Source organism: Pseudomonas sp. CC6-YY-74 (genome assembly GCF_002025205.1).
Classification (GTDB): Bacteria; Pseudomonadota; Gammaproteobacteria; order Pseudomonadales; family Pseudomonadaceae; genus Aquipseudomonas; species Aquipseudomonas paeninsulae.
In genome coordinates, this window is record NZ_CP019947.1 from 1,700,731 (window position 1) to 1,720,443 (window position 19,713).

Annotated in this window: 17 protein-coding genes and 1 pseudogene; 5 read left to right on the forward strand and 13 right to left on the reverse strand. The window is 61.9% G+C overall.

Going from position 1 to position 19,713, the window contains the following annotated elements; all coding sequences use genetic code 11:
- The first annotated feature begins 36 nt into the window (after positions 1–36).
- From B2D37_RS07935 to B2D37_RS07955, 5 genes are all read left to right on the forward strand, one after another.
- A complete protein-coding gene (locus tag B2D37_RS07935; protein ID WP_079202192.1) occupies positions 37–810 on the forward strand; it encodes an enoyl-CoA hydratase in 774 nt (257 codons plus the stop codon).
- A 27-nt stretch (positions 811–837) separates the two neighbouring features.
- A complete protein-coding gene (mmsB, locus tag B2D37_RS07940; protein WP_079202193.1) occupies positions 838–1,734 on the forward strand; it encodes a 3-hydroxyisobutyrate dehydrogenase in 897 nt (298 codons plus the stop codon).
- Positions 1,731–2,819 (forward strand): enoyl-CoA hydratase/isomerase family protein, encoded by a 1,089-nt coding sequence (locus B2D37_RS07945; RefSeq protein ID WP_079202194.1) that lies wholly within the window; start codon positions 1,731–1,733, stop codon positions 2,817–2,819. The genes mmsB and B2D37_RS07945 overlap by 4 nt, the downstream gene beginning before the upstream one ends.
- A 32-nt stretch (positions 2,820–2,851) precedes the next feature.
- Positions 2,852–4,003: an acyl-CoA dehydrogenase family protein gene (locus tag B2D37_RS07950; protein ID WP_079202195.1), complete on the forward strand. Its 1,152-nt coding sequence runs from the start codon at positions 2,852–2,854 to the stop codon at positions 4,001–4,003.
- A 106-nt stretch (positions 4,004–4,109) separates the two neighbouring features.
- Entirely contained in the window at positions 4,110–4,712 is a 603-nt protein-coding gene (locus B2D37_RS07955; RefSeq protein WP_079202196.1) for a TetR/AcrR family transcriptional regulator, read from the forward strand.
- A 68-nt stretch (positions 4,713–4,780) separates the two neighbouring features.
- Here the strand turns inward: B2D37_RS07955 and B2D37_RS07960 are convergent, their stop codons facing one another.
- From B2D37_RS07960 to peaA, 13 genes and pseudogenes are all read right to left on the reverse strand, one after another.
- On the reverse strand, positions 4,781–5,170 hold the full coding sequence (locus B2D37_RS07960; RefSeq protein ID WP_079202197.1) for a MerR family DNA-binding transcriptional regulator: 390 nt from the start codon (positions 5,168–5,170) through the stop codon (positions 4,781–4,783).
- Between the two features lie 408 nt (positions 5,171–5,578).
- Positions 5,579–6,918, reverse strand: a pseudogene (locus B2D37_RS24120) (DcaP family trimeric outer membrane transporter).
- 202 nt (positions 6,919–7,120) lie between these two features.
- The gene (locus tag B2D37_RS07975; protein ID WP_079202200.1) at positions 7,121–8,125 is read right to left on the reverse strand and encodes a branched-chain amino acid ABC transporter permease; all 1,005 of its coding nucleotides are present in this window, start codon (positions 8,123–8,125) and stop codon (positions 7,121–7,123) included.
- A gap of 2 nt (positions 8,126–8,127) precedes the next feature.
- Positions 8,128–9,015: a branched-chain amino acid ABC transporter permease gene (locus tag B2D37_RS07980; RefSeq protein WP_079202201.1), complete on the reverse strand. Its 888-nt coding sequence runs from the start codon at positions 9,013–9,015 to the stop codon at positions 8,128–8,130.
- 61 nt (positions 9,016–9,076) lie between these two features.
- Positions 9,077–10,291 carry an ABC transporter substrate-binding protein gene (locus B2D37_RS07985; protein ID WP_079202202.1) on the reverse strand — a complete coding sequence of 405 codons (1,215 nt, stop codon included), beginning with the start codon at positions 10,289–10,291 and terminating at the stop codon, positions 9,077–9,079.
- A 104-nt stretch (positions 10,292–10,395) separates the two neighbouring features.
- Complete coding sequence (locus B2D37_RS07990) at positions 10,396–11,118, reverse strand: ABC transporter ATP-binding protein (protein WP_079202203.1); 723 nt, start codon at positions 11,116–11,118, stop codon at positions 10,396–10,398.
- Complete coding sequence (locus B2D37_RS07995; RefSeq protein WP_079202204.1) at positions 11,115–11,891, reverse strand: ABC transporter ATP-binding protein; 777 nt, start codon at positions 11,889–11,891, stop codon at positions 11,115–11,117. Before B2D37_RS07995 ends, B2D37_RS07990 begins: the two co-directional genes overlap by 4 nt.
- A gap of 421 nt (positions 11,892–12,312) precedes the next feature.
- Complete coding sequence (locus tag B2D37_RS08000) at positions 12,313–12,903, reverse strand: peroxidase-related enzyme (RefSeq protein ID WP_371915433.1); 591 nt, start codon at positions 12,901–12,903, stop codon at positions 12,313–12,315.
- Positions 12,904–12,960: 57 nt separating this feature from the next.
- On the reverse strand, positions 12,961–14,643 hold the full coding sequence (locus B2D37_RS08005) for an AMP-binding protein (protein ID WP_079202206.1): 1,683 nt from the start codon (positions 14,641–14,643) through the stop codon (positions 12,961–12,963).
- A gap of 273 nt (positions 14,644–14,916) precedes the next feature.
- Positions 14,917–16,032: a quinohemoprotein amine dehydrogenase subunit beta gene (gene peaD, locus B2D37_RS08010; protein ID WP_079202207.1), complete on the reverse strand. Its 1,116-nt coding sequence runs from the start codon at positions 16,030–16,032 to the stop codon at positions 14,917–14,919.
- 29 nt (positions 16,033–16,061) lie between these two features.
- On the reverse strand, positions 16,062–16,385 hold the full coding sequence (gene qhpC, locus B2D37_RS08015; protein ID WP_025166165.1) for a quinohemoprotein amine dehydrogenase subunit gamma: 324 nt from the start codon (positions 16,383–16,385) through the stop codon (positions 16,062–16,064).
- Position 16,386: 1 nt separating this feature from the next.
- Positions 16,387–17,817 carry a quinohemoprotein amine dehydrogenase maturation protein gene (gene peaB / locus B2D37_RS08020; RefSeq protein ID WP_079202208.1) on the reverse strand — a complete coding sequence of 477 codons (1,431 nt, stop codon included), beginning with the start codon at positions 17,815–17,817 and terminating at the stop codon, positions 16,387–16,389.
- A gap of 73 nt (positions 17,818–17,890) precedes the next feature.
- Positions 17,891–19,468, reverse strand: a complete 1,578-nt coding sequence (gene peaA / locus B2D37_RS08025; RefSeq protein ID WP_079204931.1) for a quinohemoprotein amine dehydrogenase subunit alpha — start codon at positions 19,466–19,468, stop codon at positions 17,891–17,893.
- Positions 19,469–19,713: the final 245 nt, after the last annotated feature.

Below are 19,713 nucleotides of genomic sequence, written 5' to 3' on the forward strand. Positions count from 1 at the left end.
ACAGGCTCTGGGGCCGGCCCCCTGGGAGATATCACCATGGACTATCAAACCCTACTGGTCGAGGTAAGCGAACGGGTCGCCCTGATCACCCTCAACCGACCGCAAGCGCTCAATGCGCTGAACAGCCAGCTGATCAGCGAACTCAACCTGGTCCTCGACCGCCTGGAAGCCGACCCAGAGGTCGGTTGTATGGTCATCACCGGTTCGGCCAAGGCGTTCGCCGCGGGTGCCGACATCAAGGAGATGGTCGACAAGGACTACCCGTCGATCTACCTCGACGACTTCTTCGCCGCCGCCGATCGCATCGGCAACCGGCGCAAACCGCTGATTGCGGCGGTCGCCGGCTACGCCCTGGGCGGTGGTTGCGAGCTGGCGCTGATGTGCGACTTCATCTACGCCGCCGACAACGCCCGCTTCGGCTTGCCTGAGCTGAGCCTGGGCGTGACCCCCGGCATCGGTGGCACCCAACGCTTGACCCATGCCCTGGGCAAGGCCAAGGCCATGGAACTGTGCCTCACCGGCCGTCATTTGGGCGCCGCAGAAGCCGAGCGTGCCGGCCTGGTGGCCCAGGTCTTCCCCGCCGCCGAGCTGCTCGAGCAGACCCTCAAGGTGGCCCAAGGTATCGCCGCCAAATCGCTGCCGGCCAGCATGCTGGTCAAGGAATGCGTCAACCGAGCCTTCGAACTCGGCCTCAACGAGGGTGTGCGCTTCGAACGTCGGGTGTTCCATTCGCTGTTCGCCAGTCACGACCAGAAGGAAGGCATGCGCGCCTTCGTGGAAAAACGCCAAGCGCAGTTTAAGCACCGCTGAGCCCCCCTAATTACAGAGGTATCCACCATGCATATCGGTTTTCTTGGTCTCGGCAACATGGGCGGCCCAATGGCCTGCAACCTGCTCAAGGCCGGCCACCGCGTCACCGTCTTCGACCCCAGCGCCCACGCTGTCGCCGCGCTTGTCGAGGCCGGCGCCACGAGTGCCACTTCCCCGGCGGCGGTGGCCCAGGCTCAGGTCGAGGCGATCGTCACCATGCTGCCGGCGGCGGCTCAGGTGAAACAGGTTTACCAGGGCAAAGATGGCCTGCTGGCGCACGTCGGCCAGGGCGTGCTGCTGATCGACTGCTCGACCATCGACCCGCTCAGTGCCCGCGAAGTAGCCGCCCTGGCTCTCGCCCAAGGCAATCCCATGCTCGATGCGCCGGTTTCCGGCGGCACCGCTGGCGCCGCGGCTGGCACCCTGACCTTTATGGTCGGCGGTCCGGCCAGTGCGTTCGACCAGGCCGGGCCTATTCTCTGCGCCATGGGCAAGAACCTCGTCCACTGTGGTGACAGCGGCAACGGCCAGGTGGCCAAGATTGCCAACAACATGCTGCTCGGCATATCCATGATCGGCGTCGCCGAAGCCATGGCCCTGGGCGTGGCCCTGGGCATGGACGCCAAGGTGCTGGCCGGGGTCATCAACACATCCAGCGGCCGCTGCTGGAGCTCGGAAATCAACAACCCGTTCCCCGGCGTACTGGAGAACGCTCCGGCCTCGCGTGGCTACAGCGGCGGTTTCGGCACCGACCTGATGCTCAAGGACCTCGGCCTGGCTACCGAAGCGGCCAAGCACGTGCGCCAGCCAGTACTGCTCGGCGCCGCCGCCCAGCAGCAGTACCAAAGCTTCAGCCAGCAGGGTAATGGCGGCCTGGATTTCTCCGCCATCATCAAGCTGTACCGTCGGGATAGCGAGGCATGAGCAGCGCCGAAGCGGCGGTCTTGGCCGAGGTGCGCAACCGCATCGGCCACCTGACCCTCAACCGCCCGAGCGGCCTCAACGCCCTGACCCTGCCCATGGTGCGCTTGCTCCTGCAGCACCTGCATGCCTGGGAGCAGGATCCTGAAGTGCTCGCCGTGGTCCTGCGTGGCAACGGTGAAAAGGCCTTCTGCGCCGGTGGCGATATTCGCATGCTGTACGACAGCTACACCGGCGGCAGCAATCAGCACGAGCTGTTTCTCGAGGAGGAATACGCCCTCGACCAGTACCTGCATGCTTACCCCAAGCCGGTGCTGGCGCTACTCGACCGCTTCGTTCTCGGCGGTGGCATGGGCCTGGCCCAGGCGGCTGCCCTGCGGGTAGTCACCGAACGGGTGAAGATGGGCATGCCGGAAGTCAGCATCGGCTTCTTCCCGGATGTCGGCGGCAGTTACTTCCTGCCCCGGCTGCCCGGCCAACTGGGCTTTTACCTGGGTATCACCGGCCTCCAGGTCGGCGCCGCGGACGCGCTCTACGCCGGGCTGGCCGACCATTGTCTGGCCAGCGAACGGCTGGCCGAGTTCGACCAGGCGCTGGACACTCTGAGCTGGTCGGCAGCGCCAATGGAAAACGTGCAGCAGTTGCTCGACAGCATGACCTGCGGCGATCTGCCCGGTGGCGAGCTCAAGGTCCTGCGCCAGGCCATCGACGATTACTTCGCCCTACCCGACTTGCCGGCGATCCGCGCCGCCCTGCTCAGCGAGAACCGCCCAGAGTTGCAGGCCTGGGCGCAAGACACCGTACGGGTGTTGGACAGCCGCTCGCCGCTCGCCATGGCGGTGACCCTGGAGCTGCTGCAGCGCGGCCAGCACCTAGCGCTGGCCGACTGCTTCGCGCAGGAACTGCACCTGGACTACCAATGGTTCGAACGCGGCGACCTGATCGAAGGCATCCGCGCGCTGATCATCGACAAAGACAAGACTCCGCGCTGGAACCCAGCGACCCTGGCCGAACTGGACCCGCAGCGGGTGCAGGCCTTCTTCAACGGCTTGCGCCCCGCTGCCAGCAACCCCCTGCACCGCGCCTGAATGGCGCGGCCAGAACTGAGGAGAGCACTGCCATGCACGACAGCCAATTGACCGAAGAACAACGCATGATCCGCGACATGGCCCGCGACTTTGCCCGCAGCGAAGTCGCGCCGCATGCCCAAGCCTGGGAGAAGGCCGGCTGGATCGATGACGCCGTGGTGGCGCAGATGGGTGAACTGGGCCTGCTCGGCATGGTGGTGCCCGACACCTGGGGTGGCAGCTACACCGACTATGTGGCCTACGCCCTGGCCGTGGAAGAAATCTCGGCTGGCGACGGTGCCCTCGGCGCCTTGATGAGCATCCACAATTCGGTGGGCTGCGGCCCCCTGCTGAAATACGGCAGCCCGACGCAGCAAGACAGCTGGTTGCCGCTTCTGGCCAGCGGCCAGGCGATCGGTTGCTTCTGCCTGACCGAGCCACAGGCCGGCTCCGAGGCACACAACCTGCGCACCCGCGCCGAACTGCGCGACGGCCAGTGGGTACTCAACGGTGCCAAGCAGTTCGTCAGCAACGGCAAACGCGCCAAGCTGGCCATCGTCTTCGCCGTCACCGATCCGCAGCTGGGCAAGAAGGGCCTGTCGGCCTTCCTGGTGCCGACCGACAACCCCGGCTTCGTCGTCGAGCGTAGCGAACACAAGATGGGCATCAAGGCCTCCGACACCTGCGCGGTGACCCTGAATGACTGCACCATCGCCGAGGCCAACCTGCTCGGCGAGCGCGGCAAGGGCTTGGCCATTGCCCTGTCCAACCTGGAAGGCGGCCGCATCGGCATCGCCGCCCAGGCCCTGGGCATCGCCCGCGCGGCTTTCGAAGCCGCCCTGGGTTATGCCCGCGAGCGCATCCAGTTCGGCAAACCGATCGGTGAGCACCAGAGCATCGCCAACATGCTTGCCGACATGCACACCCAGCTCAACGCCGCGCGTTTGCTGATCCTGCATGCGGCACGCCTTAAGAGCGCCGGGCATCCCTGCCTGTCGGAGGCCTCGCAGGCCAAGCTGTTCGCCTCGGAGATGGCCGAGCGGGTGTGTTCCAAGGCAGTGCAGATCCATGGCGGCTACGGCTACCTGGAGGATTACCCGGTGGAGCGCTACTACCGCGACGCGCGCATCACCCAGATCTACGAAGGCTCCAGCGAGATTCAGCGCCTGCTGATCGCCCGCGAACTGGCGCATTACCCGCTGTAAACGGCCACTGGCCAAATCGCTCAGGCAAACCGAGCGCTGGCGACCTGGGTTTTCCCCGCCCGGGGCGCCATGCTCGGCGCTCGACCACCACCTGCCGAACACCTTCATGCCCGCCACCCAGCCCATCCCCGATTCCTCGCGCTATCAGTCCACCCGCCTCAAGGCATTGAGCCTGTTTGCCAGCCGCGGTTTCAGCACTGTCAGCATGCGCGACCTGGCTAAGCACCTGGGCATCCAGCCGGGCTCCCTCTACAACCACATCGAAAGCAAGGAAGCGCTGCTGTTCGAGCTGATCGAGGAGCTCTATGAACAGCTGCTGCACGGCGCCCGCCAGATGCAACGGCGCGCTGCCACGCCCGCCGAACAGCTGCACGGCCTGCTCGAGGCGCACCTGCGGTTGCACGCCAGCATGGCCGCGCATTTTCGTCTTGCCGAATACGACAGTCACTGCCTGGCCAGCGAGCAGCAGGCGCACATCCACGAGCTTCGCGCGCGCTACACACAGCTGCTGGTCGAGTGCGTGGAGCAACTTACCGGCCAGCCGGCCGGCAACAGCCGCCGCGCCGCGTTGAACGGCATCGTGGCCCTGCTCAATCAGTTACCGGCCTGGGTCGAGGCGCCCGAGATGAGCCCGACGGCACGCCACGCGTTGCTGCGTGACATGGTCCTGAGCGCGCTGGGCGGCGCGTTGCGCGCGCCCCAGGACTGAGAGCCGGTGATAAAACTCACGCCTACTGCGGCCGCCGCCAAACGACCGCTGCGGCGCCAGCCGAGTCTTCATTGCGTCGCGGGGATGCCCTGCAAGGCGGCGTGGCAACGCTCTTCGGCCGTGTCCAGTTCCAGCTGCATCTGCTGGATGTCCAGCAACTGCTGCTCCAGCTGTAGACGCCGTTCGGCGATCTTGCCCAGCATGATCTCGAGCTGGTTACGGTTGTCGCCCTGCGGGTCGTACAGCTCGATCAGGGTCTTGCATTCGGCCAGGGAGAAGCCAATGCGCTTGCCGCGCAGAATCAGCTTTAGCGCGACCCTGTCCTTGGCCGTAAAGATCCGCTCCTGGCCGCGACGGGTCGGTATCAGCATGCCCTGCTCTTCATAGAAACGAATGGTCCGAGTGGTCACATCCAGCTCGCGCGCCAGTTCGGAAATGCTGTAGGTCTTGGCGGTCATGCTTGATCCTTGGTCGATTGTCCACGAGCCATGCCGCACAGGGGCTCGCGCGACATGGGTTCATGGCTATAAGCCTTGGAACGCTAACAACTCATTACGTTAACGTCAACGCAGCGGCTCGCCACAATCAAGCGGACCAGCCGCAGGCAGGCAATGGCGATGATCTGTCGGTAGGCGCTCGGACCTGCGCAATGCCAAATCGAAGACAAAAAAAACCGGGCCACCAGGGCCCGGCAAACTTCACACCAAGGAGCAATCGGATCGAGCGGTTAGCCCGGGCTTACCAGAGCGGCGGCTTTTGCTGACGATCAAGTGGTTCTCGTCCAGGTTGCTACGGGTGGAGCATCCCGCCACAACGCACAAGAATGAATCGTGCCCGGCCGCAGCGCCGTCAAACGGCGCGAGCGATCAGAAGTTGTACTGCGCCGAGGTTTGCACGCGGTTCAAATCGCCATTGCGGCCATCTTCCGTTTCACGCCTGGCGTGAATCAGTTCCAGGCCGAACGTCGTGCTGGCAACCGGGCTCCACAGCAGGTTCAGGTGAGCGGTGTCGGCGCTTTCGTTCATGTTCGCAGTCGTCACACCACTCGGGTTGCTCGCGCGGGCGGTCGACAGCGCCAGGGTAGAACGCAGGTTATCCATCCAGAAGTGGCGGTAGGCGAGAATCGCGCCCCACTGGTTGTTCAGGCTGAGTTCGCCGGCGGTATCGACGCTGCCGTCGGAGAATACCGCCTGGCCCATGTAGCGGCCGAGCGCGTTACCGGCGGTGAGCGAGAACTGGAAGGTGTCCTTGCCGACGGTCGGCACCACGCCGTAAGCGGCGAGCGCGCCACCCCATTGGTCGTCGGCACCCGCGGCCGTATCGACGCGAATGTTGCGCGCCATCGCGGCCAGGGCGAAGCGGCCGACGGCGGTGTTGAAGTCCAGTCGCGCAACCAGATCGGGCACCTTGTCGTCGTCGGTCAGCGCATTGGTACCGCCGCCGACATTGGCCGTGGTCAGGAAGGACTCGGGGCTTTCCGCCGCAATCGACCAGGAGCCGCCATCGAAGCCCTCGGTCCAGCGCACCTGGGTCTGGCGGATGAAGAGTTCGCCGACCGGGCCGCCGAAGTCCAGGGTCTCGGGCAGGGAGCCCGCGTCCATGAAGGTAGACCAGGTCTGGCCGGCAAGCAGGCCGCCGAGGCTGCCGAAGCATGGCGGGTGCGCGGGCCATTGGAGTTGCTGACGGCCTCGTTGCCATTCGAGCCGAAGAAGTCGGCCTCAACGAAGGTCTTGAGTTCGCCCCACGCGGTCGGCGTACTGGTGGCGAAGTTGAGACGGGTCTGGCGCGCGTGGAGGGTAATCTGACCGTCTTCAGTATTAGTGTCGCCGTCCAGGGGAATCGAACCCGGAACCAGCAACTGGTCAAGCGTGCTGCCCACGCCCGCGCTGGTGTCGCTGTACAACAGGTCGGCCTTGACGTAGCCGCCGAACTTGACCGAGGTAGTGGAACCGGGCAGCTTGAACGAACCTGGGGTGGTGCCGGCGGTCACGCTGTTGGCGGGCGCGACGGCCTTGGCGGTTTCGGCCTGCTTCTGCTCGAGCGCCGCAATGCTGTTCTGCAGCGCCTCGACCTGCGCCTTCAACGCCTGCATGTCGGACGCGGTGTCGGCGCTGGCGGGCGCCATGAAGCCAGCCAGGCTGGCGCTGATCGCCACGCAGAGGACTTTGGCCTTGATGGGCTTGGTGATCAATTTTTCAACGTGCATAGGTCTCTCTTCTTGTAGGTGGGTAGTGCAGCAACGCCAGGCAGCCAACTGCCAATCGGCCGATGCAACCGACCCGTTACCCACGGGGTTCCCCGTGGCGTCCAGACAACCCTGCCGACGACTCGACAGAGCAAAAAACAGGCAAACAGCCCCCCGGTGCGGATCAGGGTCCGCACCTTGAACAGGCAGCAGGAGGCTTGCTTTAGAAGTTGCGCTTCGCCAGCTTCAGCACCCAGCCGACGATGCCAGCCCGGAACAGCAGCACGCAGGTGACGAAGATCACCCCGAGGATCACGTGCACCCATTCGCCCAATGGGCCGTTGGACAGGTAACTCTGCAGGGTGACCACCACGCTGGCGCCGACCAGCGGCCCGAGCACGGTGCCGACGCCGCCGAGCAAGGTCATCAGGATCACCTCTCCGGACATGTGCCAGTGCGCGTCGGTCAGCGAGGCCAGCTGGAACACCACGGTCTTGGTCGAGCCCGCCAGGCCGGTCAAGGTGGCGGAAATAACGAAGGCCAACAGCTTGTGCGCGTCGACGTTGTAGCCCAGGGAAATGGCCCGCGGCTCGTTCTCGCGGATCGCCTTGAGCACCTGGCCATAGGGCGAGTGGATGGTGCGCTGGATGATGGCGAAGCCAACGATGAACACCGCGAGGACGAAGTAGTACAGGGTCAGGTTGTCGTTCAGGTCGAACAACCCGAACAACTGCCCACGCGGTACGCCCTGCAGGCCGTTCTCGCCGCCGGTGAAGGGCGCCTGGACAAAGATGAAGAACACCAGTTGCGCCAGCGCCAGGGTGATCATGGCGAAGTAGATACCCTGACGCCGAATCGCCAGCAGGCCGAACAGCAAGCCGAGCGCCGCGGACGCCAGGGTGCCGGCGAGTATTCCCAGCTCCGTGCCAAGGCCGCTGTACTCGCTGAGCAAGTAGCCGGTGATGTAGCCGCCGGTGGCGAAAAAGGCGGCATGACCGAAGGACAACAAGCCGGCATAACCAAGCAACAGGTTGAAGGCGCAGGCGAACAAGGCGAAGCACAGCAGCTTCATCAGAAAGATCGGGTACACCGCCAGGGGCGCGACCAGCGCGACGCCCAACAGTGCCAGGTAGAACCACAGCTTGCGCCGCTGCGCCGCCTGCTGGCGCTCGCGTACCACTTGCGGCGGCAGAACCAAGCTGTCCTGTTTGATGTGCAGATTGGTCATGCTTATGTCTCCTTGCCGAACAGTCCCGCGGGACGAACCAGCAGCACCAGTACCATCACCAGGAACACGATGGTGTTGGCCGCTTCTGGATAGATCACCTTGGTCAGCCCCTCAATCACGCCCATGGCCAAACCCGTGACGATCGCGCCCATGATCGAACCCATGCCACCGATTACCACCACGGCAAACACCACGATCAGCAGATTGGCGCCCATGGTCGGCGTGACCGAATAGATCGGTGCGGCCAGCACCCCGGCCAACCCCGCCAGCGCCGCGCCATAGCCATAGGTCAGGGTAATCAGCAGCGGCACGTTGATGCCGAAGGCCTGCATCAGCTTGGGGTTTTCGGTACCGGCACGCAGGTAGGAGCCCAGTCGGGTGCGCTCGATCATGTACCAGGTGGCCAGGCACACCACCAGCGCCGCCACCACCACCCAGGCGCGGTAAGTGGGTAGGAACATGAAGCCGAGGTTGTAACCACCCTTGAGCAGCTCGGGCATCGGGTAGGACGCGCCGGAAACGCCGAACAGCTTGACGAAGCAGCCCTCGACGATCAGCGCCAGGCCGAACGTCAGCAGCAAGCCGTAGAGGTGATCCTCGCCGGCGATCCGCCGCAGCAGGCCACGCTCGATAAGCATGCCGAGGGCGCCGACCAGCAGCGGCGCCAGAATCAGCGCCATCCAATAGTTGATGCCCAGGTAGTTGAGGCCGAGCACGGCGGCGAAGGCCCCCAGCATGTACTGGGCGCCATGGGCGAAGTTGATGATCCGCAACAGACCGAAGATGATCGCCAGGCCCAGGCTGAGCAAGGCATAGAAAGCGCCGTTGATCAGTCCGAGCAGCAGCTGGCCGAGCAGTACGGTCAGCGGTATGTCGAATACCATAGTCATGAGTTACTACCCGCTGAAAGTCAGTGACACCCGGCTGCTGGCAGCCGGGTGATGAGTTCGATCAGTTCTGCGACAGCAGCTTGCATTGGCTCTCGGCCAGCGGGCGGAAGGCCTCGTCGCCCGGAATGGTGCGCACGATCTTGTACAGGTCCCAGTCGCCCTTCGACTCGGCCGGGGTCTTCACCTGGGCTAGGTACATGTCATGGACCATGCGGCCATCGGCGCGGATCTTGCCGTTCTTGGCGAACATGTCGTTGACCGGGGTCGCCATCATCTGCGCCCGCACCGCCTGCGCCTCGTCGCTACCGGCGGCCTTGACCGCGTTCAGGTAATGCAGGGTCGCCGAGTAGATACCCGCCGGTACCATGCCCGGCTTGCTGCCGAAACGGTCCTCATAGCGCTTGGACCAGGCGCGGGTTTCCTCGTTGAGGTCCCAGTACCAGCCGGTGGTCAGCATCAGCCCCTGGGTCACGTCCAGGCCCATGGCATGGATGTCGTTGAGGAATACCACCATGCCGGCCAGCTTCTGCCCGGACTGGGTAACGCCGAACTGGCTGGCGGTCATCAGTGAATTGACCGTGTCGGCACCGGCGTTGGCCAGGGCGATCACATCGGCGCCGGAGCCCTGCGCCTGGAGGATGTAGGAGGAAAAATCACTGCTCGGGAATGGATGGCGCACCGTGCCCAGCACAGAGCCGCCATCGGCCTTGACCACCTTGGTGATGTCCTTCTCCATCGCATGGCCGAAGGCATAGTCGGCGGTCAGGATGAACCAGCTCTTGCCGCCATTGGCCAACACCGCCTTGGCCGTGCCATTGGCCAGCGCGTAGGAGTCATAGGTCCAGTGGATGTGGTTGGGCGAGCAGTATTCGTTGGTAATGCTCGAGGCCGCGGCGCCGGAAATCAGCGCCAGCTTGCCGGCTTGCTCCACCACCTGGCTCGCCGCCAGCACCACTGAGGAGGCGACCAGGCCGGTGACCATGTCGACGTTGCGCTCATCGACCCACTGACGCACGGTACTGGCGCCGACATCCGGCTTGTTCAGGTCGTCGGCGCTGAAAATCACGATCTTCTTGCCATCGATCTGGCCGCCGAAGTCCTCGACCGCCATCTTCAGTGCTTCCAGGCCACCCGGGCCGGAGAGATCGCGGTAGGTACCGGACATATCGGCCAGGTAGCCGATGCGAATTTCGTCGTCGCTGAGCTGCGCCTGGGCGGCACTGGCAATCAGGCTAGTGGCGAGGATGGTGCTTGCAGTCTTCTGGAACAGATTCATCTCGTTACCTTCCACAGTTATTGTTGTTGTACCGGGCAAAGCAACCCCGACACGGCGGGCCTGGGCCACGCCGTACTGCATGTTTCGAGGGGGTAAAACTGGGTTTAGACGCCCAGGCAGCGGTGCAGCAGTTCCTGCTTGGACGACAGTTCGGCGGCGCTGATTTCCTCGACGATCTGGCCGTGATCCATCAGGTAATGCCGATCTGCCAAGGGGGCAGCGAAGCGGAAGTTCTGCTCCACCAATACGATGGTCAGGCCCTTGTTCTTGAGCTTGATCAGCACCTCGGCGAGTTTCTGCACGATCACCGGAGCCAGGCCCTCGGTGATCTCGTCGAGCAGCAACAGGTTGGCGCCGGTGCGCAGGATGCGCGCCATGGCCAGCATCTGCTGCTCGCCGCCGGACAGCCGCGTGCCTTGGCTGAAACGCCGCTCGTAGAGGTTGGGGAACATCTCGTAGATGTCATCGAGGCTCATGCCGCCGCTGCGCACCATGGGCGGCAGCAGCAGGTTCTCCTCGACGTTGAGGCTGGCGAAGATGCCGCGTTCTTCCGGGCAAAAGCCAACGCCCAGGCGCGGGATCAGGTGCGCGGCGATACCGATGGTCTCATTGCCGTTGATCACGATCGAACCGGTGCGCCGGCCCACCATGTTCATGATCGCGCGCAGGGTGGTGGAGCGGCCCGAGCCGTTGCGCCCGAGCAGGGTCACCAGTTCGCCGCGGCGTACCAGCAGGTCGATGCCATGCAGAATGTGCGACTCGCCGTAGAAGGCATGCAGGTCGCTGACCCGCAGTTGCTCGTAATCCGGGCTATGCAGACTGCTCATGCGCCGGCCTCCTCGATGACGGCCGCTTCGCTGCCCAGGTAGGCCTCGCGCACCAGGGGGTTGGCGGACACGCTGGCGTAGTCGCCTTCGGCGAGGATCGCGCCGCGGGCCAGTACGGTGATGCGATCGCACAGCTGACTGACCACACTGAGGTTGTGTTCGACCATCACCACCGTGCGCCCCACTGCCGCGCGGCGTACCAGGCCGATGACCATTTCCACGTCCTCGCCGCCCATGCCCTGGGTCGGCTCGTCGAGCAACAGCACGGCCGGATCCAGCGCCAGGGTAGTGGCCAGCTCCAGCGCGCGCTTGCGGCCATAGGGCAATTCGATAGTCAGGGTGTCGGCGAATTCGAGCAGGCCCACCTCGTCGAGCATCTGCAGGGCGCGCTCGTTGAGGGCCTCGAGGCTGCGCTCGGACTTCCAGAAGTGAAAGGAGTTGCCCAGCTTGCGCTGCAGGGCCACGCGGACATTCTCCATCACGCTCATGTGACCGAATACCGCGGAAATCTGGAAGGAACGCACCAGGCCGAGACGGGCGATCTGGTTCGGCTGCAGGCCGGTGATGGTCTTGCCCTGATAGATAATCTCGCCGCTAGTGGGCGCGAGGAACTTGCTGAGCAGGTTGAATACCGTGGTCTTGCCGGCCCCGTTGGGTCCGATCAAGGCATGGATATGCCCCTTCTGCACACGAAGATCGACCGAGTCCACCGCGGTGAAGCCGCGAAATTCCTTGGTCAATCCGCGCGTTTCCAAAACGAATTCGGGTGACATGTGGAGCCCTCTAACCTTGCTTGTTTTTATTGGTTATGGCGCTGCTGACACTATTACCTTTACGTAAACGAAAACACTATACGAAGGTCTACTTATGACCAGAAAGTCTGGATATGACGCCTCATACTGAGAACACCTATTGATGCGGTCAGACCCCACTTATTTCGACCGCGGTCATTGCTGGCGAGCCTGCCGGACAATGCCCCATGACCGGCGAGTCAGAGTATAGGCAGGCATTTATAAAATAATAATGAGCAAAATATCAGGTGCGTTATGCATAAATACCTCATCAGCCTGAACCTCCACATTCGCCGCGCACAGCCCTGCCGACGCTCCTGAACGCGCACTGGAAAGACGAAGAAGTCACGCTCGGCTCCCCCGGCATGACCAGGGGGATTGCGCTGCGGCTATAGGCGCAGTATCAACACGGCGCCCTGGGCACGCGGCCCATCAGGTAAAACTCGGCGTTGGGTGGCGTGCCGGCCAGCGACACCAGGCGGTTGGACAGGCTGAAGAAGGCGGTGATGGCGCCGATGTCCCAGATGTCGTCGAGGCTGAAGCCGACTGCCTGCAGACGTGCCTGCCAGTCGCCATCCAGGCCGCCACCCTCGAGGCCGACGTGAAAGGCGAAATCCAGCATCAGGCGCTGGCGTTCGCCGATCGGCGCCGTGCGGTGGTTGACCGCCACCTGGTCGGCGAGCAGCGGATCCTTGCTGTAGATGCGCAACACCGCGCCATGCGCCACCACGCAGTACAGACAGCCGTGGCGGGCGCTGGTGGCGACCACGATCATCTCCTTTTCCGCCGGCGTCAGGCTGTCGGACTCACGCTCCATCAGGGCGTCGTGGTAGGCGAAGAAGGCGCGGAACTCGTCCGGACGGTGAGCCAGCATGAGGAACACATGGGGCACGAAGCCGGCCTTCTCCTGCACCGCGAGTATTCGCTGGCGCAGGTCGTCCGGTAATTGTTCAAGGTTTTCGGGAAGCGCAAAGCGGCTGATCTGCGGGGACATCGGATACTCCATTATCTGACGCGGCGCCCGGCTCACAGACGCCACAGGGGTCAACGCCTAGGGTTTCGGGGTGAGGTCCAGGCGCTCGATGCTGAGCTCGCGCATGCGGAATTTCTGCACCTTGCCGGTTACCGTCATGGGGAACTCGTCGACCAGGAGGAAGTGGCGCGGCACCTTGAAATGGGCGATGCGTCCCTTGCAAAACTCGCTCAGTTGCGCAGCAGCTGCCTGGTGGCCCGGATGGCACTTGATCCAGGCGACGATCTCCTCGCCGTACTTGTCGTCGGGAATGCCCACCACCTGCACATCGGCCACCGCCGGGTGATTGAACAGGAACTCTTCGATTTCACGCGGATAGACGTTCTCGCCACCGCGGATGATCATGTCCTTGTTGCGCCCGACGATGCTCAGGTAGCCCTGCTCGTCCATCACCGCCAGGTCGCCGGTGTGCATCCAGCGCGCCGGGTCGAGGGCCTCGGCGGTGGCCGCGGGGTTGTTCCAGTAGCCGAGCATCACGCTGTAGCCGCGGGTGCACAACTCGCCGACCTGCCCGCGCGGGACGATACGTCCCTGCTCGTCGATCACCTTGCTCTCCAGATGCGGCTGAGTGCGGCCGACACTGCTGACCCGACACTGCAGATCGTCATCGGCGGCCGTCTGGGTCGACACCGGGCTGGTCTCGGTCATGCCGTAGGCGATCTGCACCTCGGCCATGTGCATCTCGCCGATCACCCGCTTCATCACCTCGATCGGGCAGGTGGCGCCGGCCATGATCCCGCTGCGCAGGCTGGACAGATCCAGGCCGGCGCGCTCCGGCAAATCCAGCTCGGCGATGAACATGGTGGGCACGCCGTAGAGCACCGTGGCCCGCTCCTCGGCCACCGCCTGCAGCGTGGCCAGCGGTTCGAAGGCTGCACCCGGGTAGATCATGGTGCTGCCATGAGTCAGACAGCCGAGGTTGCCCATGACCATGCCGAAGCAGTGGTACAACGGCACCGGGATCACCAGGCGATCGTGTTCGGTCAAGCCCAGGCTCTCGCCGACCATATAGCCGTTGTTGAGAATGTTGTAGTGGCTGAGGGTCGCGCCCTTGGGGAAGCCGGTGGTGCCCGAGGTGTACTGGATATTGATCGGGTCGTCGAATTGCAGCTGGGCACTGCAGGCGCGCAACTGCTCCTGGCTGACCTGCTCGCCCCGGTCGAGGAACGCCGACCAACCGAACATACCGGTGCTCGGTTGCTGGCCGAGGCTGATCACCCCACGCAGCTCGGGCAACAGGCGGCTTTGCAGTGCACCGACGGCGCAACTGGCCAGCTCCGGCAACAGCTCACCGAGCATCGCGTGGTAGTCGCTGCTCTTGAACGCATCGGCGCAGATCAGCCAGCGGCAGCCGGAATGCTTGAGCGCGTACTCGAGTTCGCTGAGGCGGTAGGCCGGGTTGATATTGACCAGCACCACGCCGACCTTGGCGCTGGCGAACTGGGCGATGCACCACTGGGCACAGTTTGGCGCCCAGATGCCGAGGCGCTCGCCGGGCTGCATGCCGATGGCCAACAAGGCACGGGCGCAGCGATCCACCGCCTCACCCAGTTCACCCCAGCTATAACGTAGCTGTTGATGGCGAACCACAAGCGCCTCGCGCTCGGCGAAGCGCGCCACCGTCTGATCGAACGCCGCGCCTATGGTCATGGCCAGCAAGGGTTTGTCTTGTGGGCCGCGGGTATAGCTGAGATGACTCATGGGACTATCCGTTGTTGTATTTGTAATGGGATGGGCAAGGACAGCAGGCCGTTTGCATGGTTTTATCAGGCCGCAGATCGAATCACCTTTACGTAAACGTAAACTGTCTATATCCAAGTGTCCAGTACACATTTGGTCGAATGGCGGTTGCTCCCGGCGAGGGATCGCCTTGGCGTACAAGATCGACCAGAGGTCGACACGCTAGAGCCCGTCCTTGATGAAATTTCGATCGAAGACGGCTCCAGCACGCAACTCAGCGACTGACTCCAGCCATCACCGGATAAATACCTGTGTGGTCGAGATGGCCATATCGCCCCCTGGCAGTTTGATCTTGCCAATTTGTTTCAGCGAATCCGGGTCGAATATCGCGATTTCATTGAAGGTGCCGGCCAGGTAAAGCTTGCTGCCGTCAGTATTGAAGGCCACACAGTAATAGGTGTGGTCAAGTTCGGCCGCTTGCAACAGCTTCTGCTCGCGAATGTCGTATTTGGCCAGGCGATTGAGTACGCCGAACATCAGGTTTGGGTCCCTGGGTGAGCGCAGTCCCGAGAAGTACAGTTCAGTCAGTGAGGCGAAGTCCGCCTGTTCAATCTTGTTGGTCTTCAGGTTGATATTGAAATAGCCGTATTTGTACTCGGCAGTGGCCATATCCTGCTTATCATCCTGAAACTTGGCCGTGGTGTAGAGAATGCTGAAGTCACGGTTCTTGGTCTGGTGCGGCCAAAAATACAAGACGTCTGGAGCACTGTAGTTCGGCAGCGTCCAGTTGCGCACCGGCAACGCCACGTCGTATTTACCCGTGTTTACATCGAACTTGTAAATATCCGCGCCGACGATAAACAACGTACCGTCATCGGCCATCTGCATAAGGTAGGTCTGCCGTGGTGCTGGGTAGCTACGCAGCGGTTTGGCATCCAGCCCGGCAGCGGTGGAGTACACCTGCAAGCGCGGTGAGCCGACGACATAGTGATCCTGATTTTTCTCGGTTGGATTCACCACGCTGTATAGCTCTTTACCGTCGGGACTGACGGCCATCGAGAACATAGACCGGGCACTTTCATTGCTACGTTGCGCCAGCTTGGCATGGAACACCACGTTGCAACTATCCAGCTCGACACCATAGATATCGGCGTAGTGATTGTTCAGCACATAGGCACGGCTCTTGTCCGGACTGATTAGCAACATACCTGGGCCAAAGTCATCGGGCATTGTGCAGGTCTTGAACAGCGTATCGGTGTGGGTATCAATGATGTGCAAGTTGTTTGGGTAGTTGGTGACCGCCATGTACTCGTGGTCTTTGTCCAATACCTTGTCGTTGGCCGCCAGTGCGGCCATTGAGTAGACGCTTGCAAGCACGGCCAGCAGCGCAACGGAACGCTTAAATGACATGCTGAATTCCTCTTATTGTTGTTGGCCGACTACTTGTCTTTCGGGAATACGGTATTGAGGTTGCGCCAGCCCTCATCAGAGCTGAGCGCATCCTTGTTCCAGTCCGGATAGGTGCTCATCATGTCTGGCACCTGGGCTGGCCACCAGCAAGGGTCGGAGCAACCATAAAGATCAGACTCCATCGGCTGGCACAAAGAAGTTACGCCACCGAAGGCATCGACTTCCCAGCCCGGATCGGTGGTCGATGTACATCCGACCACTGAGCTCATCGCCAGCACTTCCTCGATACGATCTTCCTGGGCAGCCTGTTGCAGTATTTGTGCTTTGTTGTTGATCGGCTTCAGGTGCTTCATCTCATTTCGCCTTCCGCGGAGTGATATAGCTGCTGATGAAGGCCGGATTGCTGGCCATGATGCGGCTGTAAACTTCGATACCGAAGTCCACCCAGTCGCGCAACAGATCGCAGTAGTGATAGGTCGGATGCGTAGGGTCGCCATAGCGCGCGTAACTCTCGTGATAGCAACCACCGGAACACAGATTACGGATGCGACAGCTTTCGCAAGCAGTCTCGGTACGGTCGAGGCGCTTCGAGAGGAAGTCGCCTAGTTCCACCTGCTTTACCCCTTCATGCACGTTGCCAAAGGTCGGCAAATCCGAGCCGGTAAAGCGGTGGCAGAGGTTCAGCTCGCCTTTATGGTCTACGGCCAGCATCTTCAGCCCCGCACCGCACGGCAGCGCCTTCTTGTGACCTTCGTGGATGTCGGTAATCAGTTGATGCAGATTGGAAAAACCGATATTGCGGTGTTCCAGCGCTGCTTCCAAATAGCGCCGGCCGAGCGCCTTCATGTTGGCGAAGACTTCGACCAATTCTTCGGAGGTGAGGTTGAAGTCGCTCATGTCGCCAGAGGTCACGGGGGCGAAGCCCACTTCGGCAAAACCCAACTCGTTGAACAGGTGATCCCAGATGTGCTCAACGTCGGTGACGCCCCGCGTCAGGGTCACCCGCGCACCGACCGGACGACTGTTGTAGCGCGACAGAAGCATCTCGGCTTTTTTCCTGACCACGTCATAGGTGCCCTGCCCGCCTACGGTGATACGGTTGCGGTCATGCACGGTCTTCGGTCCATCGATGCTGATGGACAGACCAAACCGGTGACGATTGAGGTAGTCAGCGATCTCTTCGGTGAGCAGGGTGGCGTTGGTAGTCATGACGAACTCGACAAACTTGCCCAGTTCGGCAAAGCGCTTCTCGCAGTAATCGACCATGCTTTCGATCAGCTTACGATTGCTCAGAGGTTCGCCACCGAAGAACACCACGGTATAGCGCTCTTCGTCTGGCGATTCCTTGAGGAGCATCTCCACTGAGGCGATGGCGGTATCCAGCTGCATTTTTTTGCCTTCAGAAGGCTTGTCCAGATCTTCCTTGTAGCAGTAGCTGCAACTCAGATTGCAGCCGGTGTTGACGTTGAGCACCACGGTATTCAAGGCAATCCGTTCGACACGTTTGGCGGTGATATCCGGCGTCAACGGAGAGCCGTCGCTGATCACCTCGAGCGCCATCAGATCACGTAGCGTTTCGTTTACCTCGTCATCGGCGAAACGCCCGGCCAGTCGTTCGACCAGCTCAACCGAAGAACAAGCGTGCTCACGTAAGGCATCGATGATGCCGCCTGTCAGCTCATCCGTCTGAAACAACGAACTGCTGGGTATATGGAACAACATACGTTCTGCATCGACGTGCACTTCGTGCAAGTTGCGTTCAACCAAATTCAAAATTGCGCCCATTACAACCTCCAAAAACCGTCTCAATCCAGTCGTTCAAGCCTGAGTCAGCGGCGCTCACCCAGGTGTTGCGAAATCAAGGGATTGGCGGGTTGTTCCAGCGTTGAACGGTTACGATCATCTGGCCTTCACCCTTGAGGGACTGCCCGTCCTGCTGCACGGCGGCGATGACCTTGAGATTGCCAGCGTTATTGGTGGACATTTTGCGTTCTGGGTTCGGCCCGGCTGCACCCGGTGTGAAGACGCCATCTTCGGCGCTCATCACGCCGGCGAACTTCACGTCCTGGTCTTCTGCAGCGCGCTCGTCAAATGGCGCCACTGACCAGGTCGCCGGGACAAAACCTATCCGGTACGCCTCACCAGCGAGATCCTTGCCCCACGCTTCGGCCTCGAACCGGCCCTGCACCTTGGGCGTCGATCCGCCGTTACCACCGACCCGCGCCACCGAATATTCCGGCACGACCTTGACCTCGCTGATCTGCTGATAGACCGCCAGGCTCGGACCCTTAAGGGCGCCCAGATTGATCATCCGAATACCGACCGGCGCATCGCTGGCCGCTTTGACCTTGACGCGAACACGCTCGGGGGTCTGCTCCAGAATCGCGAGTACCTCGACCCCCTCACCGAACGACGGCTTACCGCTCAGACCACTGCCGACCAGCGTCAACTCGGCTTCGCTACCGGCCTTGAGGTACTCCGGCTGGACTGCCAGCAAGCGCAGCGTGCCTTGTTTGGCCGCGACGAAATCCAGGCCGCGTTCATCGTGCTCGGTCTCAAACATTCGCCCGCGGATTTCTCCGTCGATAGCGGCGAGCACTTGGCGCATGGCAACCCCATCAACCTCAAGATTGCCGCGCCATTCGTAGCCATTGAACAGGATCGCCGAGCCGCTGCCGTTGAAGGGAGTGCCGTCGGCGTACTCGCCTTTGAGGCTAACGTCGAACGTATCCTTGCCGCTGACCGTAGCGCTCATTACGCCGCGCACATCGCCCTTGCTCGGCACATGGCCACTGAAGCTCCACTCGCCGGCCAACTTCGCAGCATCTGGGCGCTGCTGCTGCCAGTCGGTCCAGGCCTTGCTATCCAGCGGATATCTTTTGGCCAGCTCAGGCACCATCTCTTTCAGCGCAATATCCAGCCAGTCGCGGTCTCGCGCCTGCGCTTGGTATTCCAGCGATGGCCACTGCCCCAGGTGGAAATTGACCAGGTGTTCCCACTCTTTGGCAGGACGGCGTTGCAAGGCCACCCGAGCACCGGAGTGGCAGCGCCCGCACATCTGGGTGAATTTCTCGTCAAAATGTTCGACATTATTCAGCCGACGCTCCAAAGCGTAACGCGCACCATCGGCTTCGCTTGGTGCCAGGCCTTGCTTGTCGGCGAGGTATTTGACCAGGACGCGACGATCATCGTCGGATATCTGCAGACCATGCATGGTCTGCATTCGCGCGATGCTCATCAGCCACCCCTCGGGGGTTTTACGCTGATGACTGATGCGGCTCAGGTCCTTATCGCCTTCCGGGATGTGACATCCCTGGCAGGTCTCTTTGAGGATGGTTATGCCATCCCTAGCGGCCATAGCCTGGGTCGAATGCAACGCACCGGCAACAGCCAGCGCTAACGTTCCGACGCTCAGGTAATGCCGAAGTAGTGTCATCTTCAAAATCAGACCTCCACGGTTATTCTTATGATTGGCGTCACTGTCCCGTTACCTAGGAGTGCGACTGCCATGGAAAGTACACATTGCGTGCCAATCTTTATTATTTACTTATAAATCAAATAGATAATTGATTTTTATGCTGCTGTGAAGGCCCATAATTCAAGTCTGCTGCGTTTAATTTCGCGACAGCTGTATAACTCTGCGACAGATTGCCACACAGCCCCGTTTAACGGCCGGCCCGG